The sequence below is a fragment of the Burkholderia singularis genome, assembly GCF_001718875.1.
In the GTDB taxonomy this organism is placed as follows: Bacteria; Pseudomonadota; Gammaproteobacteria; order Burkholderiales; family Burkholderiaceae; genus Burkholderia; species Burkholderia singularis.
The window spans coordinates 306035-320421 of the sequence record NZ_CP013448.1 but is presented as its reverse complement, the minus strand read 5'-3'; the positions used below and the strand labels follow the sequence as shown (position 1 = coordinate 320421).

General features: G+C 65.0%; 17 protein-coding genes. 16 read left to right on the top strand and 1 reads right to left on the bottom strand.

Annotated features, from left to right (window positions below):
- Nucleotides 1-51 precede the first annotated feature (51 nt).
- The 10 genes from AQ611_RS01495 to fliR all read left to right on the top strand — a co-directional run bounded on the left by AQ611_RS01495 (nucleotide 52) and on the right by fliR (nucleotide 6594).
- Nucleotides 52-513, top strand: a complete 462-nt coding sequence (locus AQ611_RS01495; protein WP_069233555.1) for a CidA/LrgA family protein — start codon at nucleotides 52-54, stop codon at nucleotides 511-513.
- A 48-nt stretch (nucleotides 514-561) separates the two neighbouring features.
- Entirely contained in the window at nucleotides 562-1284 is a 723-nt protein-coding gene (locus AQ611_RS01490; protein ID WP_069233554.1) for an LrgB family protein, read from the top strand.
- A 210-nt stretch (nucleotides 1285-1494) separates the two neighbouring features.
- Nucleotides 1495-1995 (top strand): flagellar basal body-associated protein FliL, encoded by a 501-nt coding sequence (fliL, locus tag AQ611_RS01485; protein WP_069233553.1) that lies wholly within the window; start codon nucleotides 1495-1497, stop codon nucleotides 1993-1995.
- Between the two features lie 22 nt (nucleotides 1996-2017).
- Nucleotides 2018-3016, top strand: a complete 999-nt coding sequence (gene fliM / locus AQ611_RS01480) for a flagellar motor switch protein FliM (protein ID WP_059517095.1) — start codon at nucleotides 2018-2020, stop codon at nucleotides 3014-3016.
- Complete coding sequence (gene fliN, locus AQ611_RS01475; protein WP_059517097.1) at nucleotides 3009-3497, top strand: flagellar motor switch protein FliN; 489 nt, start codon at nucleotides 3009-3011, stop codon at nucleotides 3495-3497. The genes fliM and fliN overlap by 8 nt, the downstream gene beginning before the upstream one ends.
- Before the next feature lie 44 nt (nucleotides 3498-3541).
- Nucleotides 3542-4390, top strand: coding sequence for a flagellar biosynthetic protein FliO (fliO, locus tag AQ611_RS01470; protein ID WP_069233552.1), 849 nt, complete (start codon nucleotides 3542-3544; stop codon nucleotides 4388-4390).
- On the top strand, nucleotides 4387-4677 hold the full coding sequence (locus AQ611_RS26010; RefSeq protein WP_197517122.1) for a hypothetical protein: 291 nt from the start codon (nucleotides 4387-4389) through the stop codon (nucleotides 4675-4677). Before fliO ends, AQ611_RS26010 begins: the two co-directional genes overlap by 4 nt.
- Entirely contained in the window at nucleotides 4674-5435 is a 762-nt protein-coding gene (gene fliP / locus AQ611_RS01460; RefSeq protein WP_059517102.1) for a flagellar type III secretion system pore protein FliP, read from the top strand. Before AQ611_RS26010 ends, fliP begins: the two co-directional genes overlap by 4 nt.
- Before the next feature lie 19 nt (nucleotides 5436-5454).
- A complete protein-coding gene (gene fliQ, locus AQ611_RS01455) occupies nucleotides 5455-5727 on the top strand; it encodes a flagellar biosynthesis protein FliQ (protein ID WP_069233550.1) in 273 nt (90 codons plus the stop codon).
- Between the two features lie 84 nt (nucleotides 5728-5811).
- The gene (gene fliR, locus AQ611_RS01450; protein WP_069233549.1) at nucleotides 5812-6594 is read left to right on the top strand and encodes a flagellar biosynthetic protein FliR; all 783 of its coding nucleotides are present in this window, start codon (nucleotides 5812-5814) and stop codon (nucleotides 6592-6594) included.
- Nucleotides 6595-6680: 86 nt separating this feature from the next.
- Here fliR and AQ611_RS01445 read toward each other — a convergent pair whose 3' ends face one another.
- Nucleotides 6681-7115, bottom strand: a complete 435-nt coding sequence (locus AQ611_RS01445) for a helix-turn-helix domain-containing protein (protein WP_069233548.1) — start codon at nucleotides 7113-7115, stop codon at nucleotides 6681-6683.
- Between the two features lie 74 nt (nucleotides 7116-7189).
- Here AQ611_RS01445 and AQ611_RS01440 point away from each other — a divergent pair, with 74 nt between their 5' ends.
- The 6 genes from AQ611_RS01440 (at nucleotide 7190) to AQ611_RS01415 (ending at nucleotide 14336) form a co-directional block, all read left to right on the top strand.
- On the top strand, nucleotides 7190-8089 hold the full coding sequence (locus AQ611_RS01440) for a class I SAM-dependent methyltransferase (RefSeq protein WP_059517109.1): 900 nt from the start codon (nucleotides 7190-7192) through the stop codon (nucleotides 8087-8089).
- Nucleotides 8073-8603, top strand: a complete 531-nt coding sequence (locus AQ611_RS01435; protein WP_374755068.1) for a DUF2938 domain-containing protein — start codon at nucleotides 8073-8075, stop codon at nucleotides 8601-8603. Before AQ611_RS01440 ends, AQ611_RS01435 begins: the two co-directional genes overlap by 17 nt.
- A gap of 943 nt (nucleotides 8604-9546) precedes the next feature.
- On the top strand, nucleotides 9547-11277 hold the full coding sequence (locus tag AQ611_RS01430; protein ID WP_180978127.1) for a S10 family serine carboxypeptidase-like protein: 1731 nt from the start codon (nucleotides 9547-9549) through the stop codon (nucleotides 11275-11277).
- A gap of 265 nt (nucleotides 11278-11542) precedes the next feature.
- The gene (locus AQ611_RS01425) at nucleotides 11543-12565 is read left to right on the top strand and encodes an ABC transporter substrate-binding protein (RefSeq protein WP_069233546.1); all 1023 of its coding nucleotides are present in this window, start codon (nucleotides 11543-11545) and stop codon (nucleotides 12563-12565) included.
- A 97-nt stretch (nucleotides 12566-12662) separates the two neighbouring features.
- Nucleotides 12663-13460, top strand: a complete 798-nt coding sequence (locus tag AQ611_RS01420) for an ABC transporter ATP-binding protein (RefSeq protein WP_069233545.1) — start codon at nucleotides 12663-12665, stop codon at nucleotides 13458-13460.
- A gap of 27 nt (nucleotides 13461-13487) precedes the next feature.
- On the top strand, nucleotides 13488-14336 hold the full coding sequence (locus AQ611_RS01415) for an ABC transporter permease (RefSeq protein ID WP_059517117.1): 849 nt from the start codon (nucleotides 13488-13490) through the stop codon (nucleotides 14334-14336).
- The last annotated feature ends 51 nt before the right edge of the window (nucleotides 14337-14387 follow it).

Below are 14387 nucleotides of genomic sequence, written 5' to 3'. Positions count from 1 at the left end.
GTGAATCCTATACTGACTCCGTTTGGTAATGCAAGGGATCAGGAGGACGTCATGACGAAACGCCCGGCCGCGACAGCGCCGCGCGCAGCGGGCCTGCACCGCACGGCGCGCATCGTGCTGCAGACCGTCGCGCTCGCCGCGTTGTGGGCTGCGACCGACTGGGCCGTCCGTAAGCTCGGCGTGCCCGTGCCGTCGGGCGTGGTCGGGCTCGCGGTGTTGCTTGTCCTGCTGCTGTCGGGCGGTATCGCGCCCGGCTGGGTGAAGGACGGCGCGAACTGGCTGCTGTCCGACATGCTGCTGTTCTTTATCCCGGCGACTGTCGCGGCGGTCCAATATGGCGGGTTGTTTCGCGACGACGGCTGGCGGCTGGCGCTCGTCGTCGTTGCGGGCACGGTGTTCGTGATGGGCTCGGTTGCCGTCGCGGTCGATATCGCGGCGGGCTTCGAGCGGCGGCTCGCGCTTTCGCGCACGCGGGCCGAACGCCGCCGCGCGCGCCCGTGCGCGGGGTGCTGAGCGCGTTACCCGCCCGTTGTCCGGCGCTCCATTTCATTCGACGACATCATGACGACACCCGCCTGCGCGCTGCTCGCCGAGCCCGCGAACACGGCGATCTCCGCCGGCTGCTTCGTGCTGACGATCGCGCTTTATTTCGCGTCGAAGCGCCTTTATGCGTACCGCAAAACCTTGTTTTTCTCGCCGCTCGTGTTCGTGCCGGCGCTGCTCGTTGCGTTCGTCGCGCTGACGGGCATTCCCTACGCGGTCTACTTGCGCGATACGCGTTGGCTGATGTGGCTGCTCGGCCCGGCGACAATCGCATTCGCCGTGCCGATCTACGAATACCGCGAGCTGATGCGGCGGCACTGGTTCTCGCTGTCGGTCGGCGTCGTGGTGGGCATTGTTGCCGCGGTGTGCGGCTCGCTGCTGCTCGCGAAGGCGCTGCATCTGTCGCCCGAATTGCAGCGCAGCCTCGTCACGCGTTCGATATCGACGCCGTTCGCGCTCGCGGTGTCCGACCGGATTCACGCGCCGCGCGATCTGAGCGCGCTTTTCGTGATCGCCACCGGCATTTGCGGAATGCTCGTCGGCGAACTGGTGCTCGCGCTCATGCCGCTGCGCTCCAGGCTCGCGCGCGGCGCGTTGTTCGGCGCGGCCGCCCATGCGGTCGGCACGGCGAAGGCGCGCGAGATCGGCAGCGAGGAAGGCGTCGTGTCGAGCCTCACGATGATGATCGCGGGTGTCGCGATGGTGCTGATCGCGCCATTGCTGACGTACTTGCCGATCTGAGCCGAGCCCGTCACGCCGGTTACGCTCGCCCCACCCGCTCACCCGCTCACCCGCTCACCCGCGGCGTCGGCCGTGCGCGTTGGCAAACGCCGCCGCCGTCCTCCCGCCGGACAAACGAACGAGATAACCGCAAATCCCCCTTCTATTCCGCCCATCGCGCCGGCCGCCGATGCCGAACAATGCAGGCTACCTAAAGTCTTCCCGCATGCCATGGCTATCACGACCGCAAACCTGTCCGCCGACAAACCGGCTTCGTCCGGCAAGTTCAAGCGAGTGGCGCTGCTCATGCTGATCGGATTCGGCGCGGCGGCGGCGGCCGCGGCCGGCACGTATTTCGTGCTGACGGACGGCGGCGTGCGCCACGACAGGCCCGGCGCGCCAGCGCCACTTGCCGTGCCGGTCTTTTTCGCGCTCGAGCCGCTCACCGTGAACCTGCAGTCGGACGACGGCATCCAGCATTATCTGCGCGTCGGCTTGTCGCTGAAGCTCACCGATCCGAAGGCGCAGGAGTACCTGAGCCGGCACATGCCCGAGCTGCGCAGCCGGGTCCTGCTCGCATTGTCGAACAAGCGTCCGGACGAGCTTGCGACGCTCGCCGGCAAACGCGCGCTCGCCGACGAGCTGAAGGCCGTGATCGAGCAGCCGACCCAGCCGGGCAACCAGAGCGTGCGCGTCGACGACGTGTTGTTTACCGAATTCGTCGTCCAGTAACGCCGCGGGCGAAGGAGCGCGTATGGGCCACGAAGAGTTCATGTCCCAGGAGGAGGTCGATGCACTCCTGAAGGGCGTGACGGGCGAGGACGAATCGGCCGACGAGCCCGCGGACACGTCGGGCATCCGTCCGTACAACATCGCGACGCAGGAACGGATCGTGCGCGGCCGGATGCCCGGCCTCGAGATCATCAACGACCGCTTCGCGCGCCTGTTGCGCATCGGCATCTTCAATTTCATGCGGCGCACCGCGGAGATTTCGGTGAGCCAGGTGAAAGTGCAAAAGTACAGCGAATTCACCCGCAACCTGCCGATCCCCACCAACCTGAACCTGGTGCACGTGAAGCCGCTGCGCGGCACGTCGCTGTTCGTGTTCGATCCGAACCTGGTGTTCTTCGTGGTCGACAACCTGTTCGGCGGCGACGGGCGTTTTCACACGCGCGTCGAGGGCCGCGACTTCACGGCAACCGAGCAGCGAATCATCGGCAAGCTGCTCAATCTCGTGTTCGAGCACTACACGAGCGCGTGGAAGAGCGTGCGGCCGCTGCAGTTCGAGTTCGTGCGCTCGGAGATGCATACGCAGTTCGCGAACGTCGCGACGCCCAACGAAATCGTGATCGTCACGCAGTTCTCGATCGAATTCGGGCCGACGGGCGGCACGCTGCACATCTGCATGCCGTACTCGATGATCGAGCCGATTCGCGACGTGCTTTCGTCGCCGATCCAGGGCGAGGCGCTGGAGGTTGACCGCCGCTGGGTGCGCGTGCTGTCGCAGCAGGTGCAGGCGGCCGAGGTCGAGCTTGCCGCGGATCTCGCCGAGATACCGACGACCTTCGAGCAGATTCTCAATCTGCGCGCGGGCGATGTGTTGCCGCTCGACATCGCGGACACGATCACCGCGAGAGTGGACGGCGTGCCGGTGATGGAGTGCGGGTACGGCATTTTCAATGGCCAATACGCGCTGCGCGTGCAGAAGATGATCGGCGCGAGCGATACGATGAAGGAAGGTGGATATGACTGAGCTGAACTCCACGCCCGAGGCGGGCGGCGCGGACGACGACGCGTTCGCGCAGGCCGCGGCGGCGGCCGGCGAGCCGGTGGCGGACGCGCCGCGAGAGGACGCCGGCATGGACGACTGGGCGGCGGCGCTCGCCGAGCAGAACCAGCAGCCGATCGAGGCCGGTGCGACCGGCGCGGGCGTGTTCCGGCCGCTGTCGAAGGCGGGCGCGGCGCCGACGCACAACGATATCGACCTGATTCTCGACATCCCGGTCAAGATGACGGTCGAACTCGGCCGCACGAAGATTGCGATTCGCAACCTGCTGCAGCTTGCGCAGGGCTCGGTCGTCGAACTGGACGGCCTCGCTGGCGAGCCGATGGATGTGCTGGTCAACGGCTGCCTGATCGCGCAGGGCGAGGTGGTGGTGGTCAACGACAAGTTCGGGATTCGGCTCACCGATATCATCACGCCGTCCGAACGCATCCGGAAGCTCAATCGGTGAAACCAGGCGCCAGGCTGAGATGGCGCGGCGGGAAGCGCCGGGACATGGTTGCGCGTGCCGCCGTGAGTGCCGTTGCACCGCGTGCGGCGCAACGGCGGCGGCCGGTATTGCACGGCGGCACGCCCGCATGGGCCGACGGTTCGCGCATTCGGCGCGCGCCGTTCGCGAGACGCTGCGTTGGCGCGGCCGCGCGCGTCGCGGCACGCGTGGCCGGCATATTCGGCATATTCGGCGCGGCCGTACCGCGCGCGTTTGCCGCCAGTGTCGCCAGTCTCGATACGGTGAATCATGCATCGCCGCTTGCGTCGAGCGTCGTCGCGGGTTCGGCCGCGCCGTCGCTTGGCGCCGGCGCGGTGCTGCAAACGCTCGTTGCGCTCGCGCTGGTGATCGGCGCCGTGTTCGGCTGCGCGTGGCTCGCGCGCCGCTTCGGCTTTCAACCGGCACGCGGCGGCAATGTTGCGCTGAAAGTCGTCGCGAGCGTCGCGGTCGGCGGCAAGGAGCGCGTGACGATCGTCGCGATCGGCGATACGTCGCTCGTGCTGGGCGTCGCGCCGGGCAACGTGCGGCTTTTGCATGCGCTGTCCGCGCCGGCCGCGAGCCCGGCGGGCGGCGCGCATCCGGCGAACCTGGCCGGCGCGGCAATTGGCAGCGTGGCGGCCGGTGGCGCGGCTGAGCGCACGTTGGATGCGGCCGGCATGTCTTCGCCCGGTGCGACGTCGTGCGTTGCATCGGCCGATGCGGATGGAAGCGCCGCAAGCGCGGGGGGCGCCGTCAGCCCGGCATCGGCCTTCCCGCACCGCCCTACCCTTGCCGGCGCATCCGCCCAGCGTTTTCGCGACGCGCTGCTGGAGGTCGCCGCAAAGCGTTTCCGGATGGGCGGCGAAAGCCGTTGAAGACGATGCAACCGGCCTATTCACTGCTTACGCCATCCTTTTTGCTCATGGCGCTTCCTTTGCGAAGCGAACGCCAGCGCCGGCGTGCTTGGCGCCGCCGGGCGCATGCCGGGGCCGCGCATTCCCGGCGTTCCTCCGGTTCGCCGCTTTCTTTGCCGGCGAGATTGCCTTCGCGGCGCGAGCGCGTGCGCCAGCACATTCGCGGCGGCCCGGCGTTCGCCGGAATGCCGCATTTGCGTTGCGCCGCGCGCCCCGCGCTTTTCGACATTTCCGCCATTACTCGATGAAAACCCCTCTGTTGCGCGCTGCCGCGCGCTGGTTGCCCGCGCTCGCGATCGGTCTCGCGCCCGCGCTCGCCTGCGCGCAGGCGGCGGGCCTGCCTGCGTTCAACGCGGCGCCCGGCCCGAACGGCGGCACCACCTATTCGCTGAGCGTGCAGACGATGCTGCTGCTCACGATGCTGTCGTTCCTGCCGGCGATGCTGCTGATGATGACGAGCTTCACGCGAATCATCATCGTGCTGTCGCTGTTGCGGCAGGCGCTCGGCACGGCGACGACGCCGCCGAACCAGGTGCTCGTCGGCCTTGCTTTGTTTCTGACGCTGTTCGTGATGACGCCCGTGCTCGACAAGGCTTATGCCGACGGCTATAAGCCGTTCTCAGAAGGCACGCTGCCGATGGACCAGGCGGTGCGCGGCGGCGTGGCGCCGTTCAAGACGTTCATGCTGAAGCAGACGCGCGAGACCGATCTCGCGTTGTTCGCGAAGCTTGCGAAAGCCGCGCCGATGCAAGGTCCGCAAGACGTGCCGCTGTCGCTGCTCGTGCCCGCGTTCGTCACGAGCGAGTTGAAGACGGGGTTTCAAATCGGCTTCACGATCTTCATTCCGTTTCTCATCATCGATATGGTCGTGGCGAGCGTGCTGATGTCGATGGGGATGATGATGGTGTCGCCCGCGACGGTGTCGCTGCCGTTCAAGCTGATGCTGTTCGTGCTCGTCGACGGCTGGCAGTTGCTGATCGGCTCGCTCGCTCAGAGTTTCGCGTGATCGTGGGAGGCATATCGAGATGACTTCGGAAAACGTGATGACGCTCGCACATCAGGCGATGTACGTCGGCCTTCTGCTTGCCGCGCCGCTATTGCTCGTCGCGCTCGCGGTGGGCCTCGTTGTGAGCTTGTTTCAGGCCGCGACGCAGATCAACGAGGCGACGCTGTCGTTTATCCCGAAGCTGCTCGCGGTTGCCGCGACGATGGTGATCGCGGGCCCGTGGATGCTGTCGACGATGCTCGATTATCTGCGTGAGATTTTGCTGCGCGTCGCGACGCTTGGCGCGAGTTGACGCCGGTGTCGCGCGCTTGCGTCCGCTTTGTCCGTTTCGCTTTTTTCAAGGTTCCGCGGCAGTCCGCGGTTGCGATCCCGACCGATGTTTTCCGTCACTTACGCGCAATTGAACGGCTGGCTCACGGCGTTTCTGTGGCCGTTCGCGCGGCTGCTTGCGCTCGTCGCGACGGCGCCGCTCACGGGCCATCGCGCGACGCCCGCACGCGTGAAGATCGGGTTGGCGGCTTTCATCGCGTTGGCCGTCGCGCCCACGCTCGGGCCGGTGCCGGCCGTCACCCTGTTTTCCGCGCAGGGTGTGGGGATCATCGTCAATCAGTTTCTGATCGGCGTGGCGCTCGGTTTTGCGATGCAGGTCGTGTTCGCTGCGATCGAGGCGGCGGGCGACTTCATCGGCCTGTCGATGGGGCTCGGCTTCGCGACGTTCTTCGATCCGCACGCGAGCGGCGCGACGCCCGTCATGGGGCGCTTTCTGAACGCGATCGCAATGCTTGCGTTCGTCGCGCTCGACGGGCATTTGCAAGTGTTCGCGGTGCTCGTCGATTCGTTCCGGCTCGTGCCGGTGTCGGCCGATCTGCTGCGCGCGCCCGGCTGGCGAACGCTCGCCGCGTCCGGCGCGGCGATCTTCGAGATGGGGTTGCTGCTCGCGCTGCCTGTCGTCGCGGCGCTGCTGATCGCGAACCTGGCGCTCGGCATCCTCAATCGCGCGGCGCCGCAGATCGGTGTGTTCCAGGTTGGCTTTCCGGTGACGATGCTGGTCGGGCTGTTGCTCGTGCAACTGATGGCGCCGAATCTGATTGCGTTCGTCGGGCGGGTGTTCGAGATGGGAATCGATCTGGCCGGGCGCGTGGCGGCGGGGTTGCGCTGAGCACGGCGCCCGGCACGGTGCGTGCGGATGCGCACTGATGCGCGTCGCACCGCGTTTCGAAGCGTGAGCCTTGGCGCGGGCCGGCCTCATGCCGATCGCATCGCCCGTTTTTTTCGCGTCTGCCCTATCGCGCCCGCCGCTGCCGCGCGCAGCAAACGGCGGAATGTCGGGCATTCCAGATGGCTCGGCGCGGTGCATGCGGCCGCGTGCCGCAGTCCGTCGCGCATCGCGCTCAGCGAACGAATGGTCCGATCGAGTTCGTCAGCCTTTGTCACGAGCATCTGCCGGTCGATGCGCGGCCGCCCGTCGGGCGCGAGCATTCGCGCGATCTGATCGAGCGACAGGCCGGCGGCGCGCCCGAGCGCGATCAGCGCGAGCCGTTCGAGCACGCCAGCGTCGAATTGGCGGCGCAGTCCGAGCCTGCCGGTCGAGGCGATCAGCCCTTTTTCCTCATAGAAGCGCAACGTCGACGCAGGGAGGCCGGATTGTCGAGCGACGTCGGCGATATCCAAATTTCCCACGGTCTTGACCTCAAGTTAACTTGAATTGGCACAGTGTAGCTTCCGCCTCTTGATGGCATACACGGGAAAGCATCATGACTGTCGCGCAATCGGCCGCTTCGCGGCCAAACGAGCAACGCGTGCTCTGGAACGGCCGCACCGGACGTGCATGGGTCGACACGCAGGCGGTGCTCGACCAGATGTTCGCGCCGCTCGAGGCGTTGCTTGTCGACGCAGTGCGCGTGAGCGGTGCGCGCCGGGTGCTCGACGTCGGCTGCGGCACCGGCGGCACGACGCTTGCCGTCGCGCGCCGGTTGGGCGACGCGGGGAGTTGCGTTGGCATCGACGTGTCGGTGCCGATGATCGTTGCCGCTTGTGCCCGCGCCAAGCGCGAAGGCGCGCGTGCGAGCTTCGTTTGCGCCGATGCGCAGACCCACGCGTTCGCGCCCGCCCGCTTCGACACGATCATTTCGCGCTTCGGCGTGATGTTTTTCGACGATCCGGCGCAGGCGTTCGCGAATCTTCGGCGCGCGGCGACGGACGATGCCGTGCTTTGGTTCGTGGCGTGGCGCGATCCCGCCGACAATCCGTTCATGACGACGGCCGAACGGGCCGCCGCTGCGCTGCTGCCGGATTTGCCGGTGCGCCGGCCGGGCGCGCCGGGGCCGTTCTTCTTTGCCGAACCTGGCCTGATTGCGTCGACGCTGAAAGCGGGCGGCTGGACCTCAATCGACGTGCGGCCGCTCGATGCCGGCTGCTCGTTTGCCGAAAAAGATCTCGCCGATTATTTGAGCCGAATCGGGCCGGTTGCCCACGCGCTGAAGGATGCGGACGAACTCACGCGAAGGCGGGTGGCCGTTGCCGTTCGCGATGCGTTCGAGCCATTCGTCCATCAAGCCGAGGTTCGTTTTACCGCCGCGTGCTGGCTGGTCAGCGCACGGGCGGCGCCCACGTCGACGCAGGCGCAGGAGGCGGCCGATGGGCGCGCTGGCTGATATCGCGGCTTATTCGGCCGGCGCGCTGCTGATCGGCGTCGGCGCGACGGCGGTAACGGACGCGTGGGCCATCGTGCGCCAGCGGTGGTTCGGCGTCGTGCCGTTGGATTACGGCTTGGTGGGCCGCTGGCTCGCGCATGTGGCGCGCGGCCGCTTCTTTCATGATGCGATTGCCTTATCGCCGCGCGTGCGGTGCGAGCGGGCGATCGGCTGGCTCGCCCATTATCTGATCGGCACCGGATTCGCGGCCGTGCTGCTGGTCGGCTGGGGGCTCGGCTGGGTTTGCCGGCCGACGCTCGCGCCGGCGCTGATCGTCGGCATCGGCAGCATCGCCGCGCCGTTTTTCGTGATGCAGCCGGGCATGGGCGCGGGCGTTGCCGCGAGCCGCACGCCGCGCCCGGCGCTGGCGCGCTTGCACAGCCTCATGACGCATGGTGTTTTGGGTGTCGGCTTTTATTTGACCGGCTGCGCGATCAGCGCGATGCATGTACTGGAGTGGCGGCAGGTTTGTTAGAGCGTCGTCGATCGGCGGGCGGGCGCGGCGTGGCTGCCGGGCGCCGCCGTCCGGCAGCCACGAAAATCGATAGGAAAAAGAAATAATAAAGAAAGCCATCGGAATGTTTAGTTTTTCCGGTTTCGTTGTTTCGACAATATCCCGCTTATGCGCGGCCGATTGCCTTTCATATTCGTGATGCGGGTAAATCGTTATTGCAAACGCTGCCGATATACGCAAATCGACGATAAAATTTACAGGGTATTTTTAAGAAATCTCAAAAAAAATTGTTGGAAATCTCACATACTGAGTATGTTGAATATCGCTTGCGTGCCGGTTGGCGCCTCCTTACGCTTCATTGCGCTATATTGCAAAGGAACCGGCTCTGCGCCATCTAAATCATTTCGAGATGGGATTCAGTCGAATTCGGCTGACCGAATAACAGGTTTTTCGGAATCCAATCCACGGACAGTGCGCCGGCGAGCCCGCGGACATTGCGTTTGGTTGTATGCGTAATGAAAGAAAGGCCGGCGAATCGATTTGCGCGATGCCGATTAAAGTGAAATCAATTTAGAGATTGGGTATGGATATCGGGATAACGGCTTCTCGATTTCCGGCGCTCGGCGATTCATCGATGATTTCAAAATAGGAGGAGACGGAAAATCCCAATATAGATGGATGCTTCGAATTAATTCGAACCAATTGTTTCAGTCAAAAGCTGACAACTCGACGGCAGGCCAGTCATCCGGCTTGGGGCAATCCGCCCCCGGCGGAGCGTTGTCCGTGAGTTGTTTTTATACAGGGGTATTCGAAAATGACATCGTTTGTATCGATCGGCACGTCAAAACGACGGAACGCGCCATTTGCCCTGCCGGGGCGCGCGGCGGTGCTGTCCTCGGTTGCGGCCCTCTTCCTATTGAGCGCGTGCGGCGGAGACGGTTCGTCGCCTGGCTCGTCGGCGGGCGTGACCAGTTCCGCCACGGCGTCCGGCGCGTCGTCCGCGCCCAAGCCTATCGCGCCGGAGGTTACGTCGGCCACGGTCCAGGTCGACCAGAACAGCCAGGGCAACCAGGGCAACCAGGCGACGCAGCAGGCGCTGACGCCGCTTCCGGCCGATCAGCCCTACGTCGACAACACGCTTTACGACGCGAGCCCGACCGCGTCGCTGCCCACGGCCACCGAGGCCGCTGCCGTCACGCATCACCGCATCAAACTCAACGGCGTCAACATGACCTATACGGCGACGGCGGGCCACCTGATCGTGCGCGACCCGAATACCAACGCCGCGCAGGCGTCGATCTTCTATACCGCGTACACGCTCGACAACCAGAACACGACACGCCGGCCAGTGACGGTGTTTTTCAACGGCGGCCCCGGCTCGCCTTCGTCGTTCCTGCACATGGGTTCGTTCGGCCCGATGCGCGTCTTCACGGCGCAGGGCTCGACGGTATCGGGGCCGAACGACGTGACGCTCGGCGAAAATCCGCAGACCTTGCTGGACAAGAGCGATCTGATCTTCGTCGACCCGGTCGGCACGGGCTATTCGGAGGCCATCGCGCCCAGCAAGAACCAGGATTTCTGGGGCGTCAACCCGGACGTCAATATCATGGCGGGCTTCATCAACCGCTACATGATCACGAACAACCGGGGCAACTCGCCGCTGATGGTGTATGGCGAATCGTATGGCGGGCCGCGCGCGGGCATTTTGTCGTATGCGTTGCAGGATCAGTACGGAATCAAGTTGAGCGGGCTGATGATGCAGGCGCCGGCGCTGAATTTCTACGAACCCGAGCCGGCTCGCCGCGATCCGCTGCCGCCGTTCCTGCTGCCGACGATCACGATGGCGGCCAAGTACTACGGCAAGATCACCGATCCTTCGCTGGCGCAGCTTAGCGACGCCGATCTGTTCCAGGCCTCGGAGAACTTCACGTTCAACGATCTGCGCTCGGTCACGCCCAATCCGTACAACTCGGTGCCCACTGCCGCGCAGTATGCAAAGGCGGGCACGCTGGTCGCACGCTTGCAGGCGCTGACGGGCAACACGCCGGTCATCTACAACAACGCGACCCAGGGCGACACGCCAGTCAGCTCGGCGACCGACGTGCTCGCGGCGGTTACCGGCTCGCTGGATGCCACCGGCATGATCCCCGGTCAAACCTTGGGCTACTACGATCTGCGCAAACAGCTGGCGGGCAATCTCGCGAAGGTTTTCCCGATGCCGAACAGCTATTTGACCTACGATCCGTCGCTCAACGATCTGGCCGCGTATACCCCGATCTTCGCGTCGTATGCGTATAACACGCTGAAGTATCAGACGCCGTCGCTGTACCACGGCTTGACGGGCACGATCGCCGATGCGTGGGATCACAATACGACCTATCCGGACGGCTCGAAGCTGGCATTCCCGGATGCGACGATCTTCATCGCGGACGAAATGATGATCAACCCGCACATGCAGGTGCTGACATCGGCGGGCTATTACGATTCCGTCGTGCCGGCGGCCCAGGTCGATTGGGACATGCAATCGGTCGCGCAGGCGGTTCCGACGCAGCAGATGGCCCAGATGTATACGCGGATTCTCTATCCGGCGGGCCACATGGGTTATGCCGACGATCCGACCCGGCAGTTGCTGCGCAACGCGCTGTCGGCTTTCTACGACAAGGCGGTGAAGACCTCCGTGGCGTCGATGAAGTAAGCATCGCGATACGTGAAACGCGCGGGGCGTGGTGACGCGCCCGCGCGTTTTTTCATTGAAGCGCCCTCCGACCGGCGGTTCGTGCGGCCCGTCTCCCCGTCCGCATCCGATTCGAACCCGCGTCTACCCCGCTCCCGTCTTGCTGGAAAACCCCTAAGAGAAAGCAACTGCCGCGAAAGCTCGCAGAAGGCTTCGGCTTCCTATACTCGTCCCGACGATGCGCCACGCGTCGCTCGCCACAAACAGACAACATTGGAGACTCCCGATGCGCTTTCCTCTTCGTGCTCGTGCGTTCAGCCTCGCCGCGCTCGCGGTCGGCCTGGGCGCAGGCCTCGCTTCTCCCGCCGCCCTTGCCGCCGACGACGGCGGCAAGATCACGATCATGGTGGGCGGCATCACGAAATTGATCTACCTGCCTGCGCGCCTCACGCAGGAACTCGGCTACTTCAAGGAGCAAGGGCTCGATGTCGAGCTGCTGTCGCAGCCGGCGGGCGTCGATGCGGAGAACGAATTGCTCGCGGGCGCGGTGCAGGCGGTCGTCGGCTTCTACGACCATACGATCGATCTGCAAAGCAAGGGCAAGGACGTGAAGGCGATCATCGTGTTCGGGCAGGTGCCGGGAGAAGTCGAGATGGTCGCGACGAAGGCGGCGGATTCGATCAAATCGATGGCCGACGTGAAGGGCAAGACGCTCGGCGTGACGGGCCTCGGCTCGTCGACGAGCTTTCTCACGCAGTACCTCGCGCAACAGAAAGGAATCGCGTCGAACCAATACACGATGCTGCCCGTCGGCGCCGACGCGAGCTTCATTGCGGCGATCAAGCAAGGGCGCATCGATGCGGGGATGACGACCGAGCCCACGGTGTCGGCGCTCGAAAAAGCGGGCGATGCGAAGGTGCTCGTCGACATGCGCACGCTCGACGGCACGCGTGCGGCGCTCGGCGGTACGTATCCGGCGTCCAGCCTGTACGTGCAGTCCGCGTGGGCCGACACGCACAAGGCGCAGGCGACGAAGCTCGCGCACGCGTTCGCGAAGACAATGCAATTCATTCACTCGCACAGCGCGGACGAGATCGCCGCGAAGATGCCCGCCGATTATCAGAAGGACAAGGCGCTTTACGTGAACGCGCTGAAGGCGTCGCTGCCGATGTACACGGCCGACGGCAAGATGCCCGCGGATGGTCCGGCGACGGTATTGAAGGTGTTGTCCGCGTTCAACCCGTCGGTGAAGGGCAAGCATATCGATCTGTCGAAGACGTATACGAACGAGTTCGTCAGCGCGAAGTGAGCGCGGCGAACATGATCCGGCGGGCCGGCGCGCTGGCCCGAACTTCAAGCTGCCGGCGCGGTTCGCGCAGCGCCGGCTTCGATGCAGGACGATAGCGATGAATCAACCTCATGCGGCGAACGCGCCGGCGATCGAGTTTCGCAACGTGTCGTGCCGTTTCATCTCGACGGACGGTCATGCGACCGTCGCGCTGCGCGATTTCACGATGTCGGTCGCGCGCGGCGAGTTCGTCGCGATCGTCGGCCCGACGGGCTGCGGCAAGTCGACGACGCTCAATTTGATCACGGGCCTCCTGAAACCGGTCTCGGGCGAGGTGCGCGTGATGGGACGGCCGGTCGACGGCATCGATCCGCGGATCGGCTTCGTGTTCCAGGCCGACGCGGTATTTCCGTGGCGCAACGTGCTCGACAACGTCGCGGCCGGCCCGCTCTTTCGCGGCCGCTCGAAGGCATCCGCCTATGCCGACGCGGAAGAATGGATTCGCCGCGTCGGGCTCGGCAAATTCGCGAAGCATTACCCGCATCAACTTTCGGGCGGGATGCGCAAGCGCGTCGCGCTCGCGCAGACGTTCATCAACCAGCCGGAAATCCTGCTGATGGACGAACCGTTCTCGGCGCTCGACATGCAGACGCGCACACTGATGCAGGACGAGCTGTTGCAGCTTTGGTCGGCGAACAAGGGCTCGGTCGTGTTCGTCACGCACGATCTCGAAGAGGCGATCGCCCTCGCCGACCGCGTGTTCGTGCTGACGTCGCGCCCGGCGACGCTCAAGCGCGTGTACGACATCGATCTGCCACGCCCGCGGGTCACGTCGGAGGTGCGCTATGAGCCGCGTTTCATCGAAATCTCGAAAGATATCTGGCATGACCTGCGCGAAGAAGTGCAGATCGGCTGAATGACAAAGGATTGGAGCATGACTGACATGACGCTTTCGCCGCCGCTTCGCCCCTCCCCGTCGCTCGAAGACGAATCGCGCGCCGCGCAGCGCCGGCTGCGCCAGCGGCGCATGCTGATCGTCGGGCTGCGCATCGCGGTGCTCGTCGCCGCATTGGGCGGCTGGGAACTGGCCGGGCGGCTCAAATGGATCGATCCGTTCTTTTTCTCGATGCCGTCGCTGATCGCCGCGCAGATTGTGGACTGGTTCGTCAACGGCACGTCGCAGGGGCCGCTGCTGTTGCAGGTTTGGGTGACGCTTGAGGAGACGATCGCGGGCTTTCTGATCGGCTCGGTCGCCGGTGTGTTCTGCGGGATCGTGCTCGGCCGCAACAAGCTGCTCGCCGACGTGTTCGGCCTTTACATCCAGATTGCGAATTCGATTCCGCGCGTCGTGCTCGGCTCGGTGTTCGTGATCGCGCTGGGGCTTGGGATGGCGTCGAAGATCGCGCTCGCCGTCGTCATGGTGTTCTTCGTCGTGTTCGGCAACGCGTTTCAAGGCGTGCGCGAGGCCGACCGCTATCTGATCGCCAACGCGCAGATCCTCGGCGCGTCGCGCCGGCAGATCACCACCGCCGTGGTGATTCCGTCCGCGCTGAGCTGGATTTTGGCGAGCCTGCACGTGAGTTTCGGCTTCGCGCTCGTCGGCGCGGTGGTTGGGGAATTTCTGGGTTCCAAGCAGGGTATCGGTTTGCTAATCTCCACGGCTCAGGGCGCGTTCAACGCGAGCGGCGTGTTTGCCGCGATGATCGTGCTTGCCGTCGTGGCGCTTGCCGCCGACTTTCTACTGACTCGGCTCGAGAAGCGGCTCTTGAAGTGGCGGCCTGCGTCGTTCTGAAGTTCAGACCATAACGATATTCGTGGCGATATGGCGCGTGGCGCGCCGTAT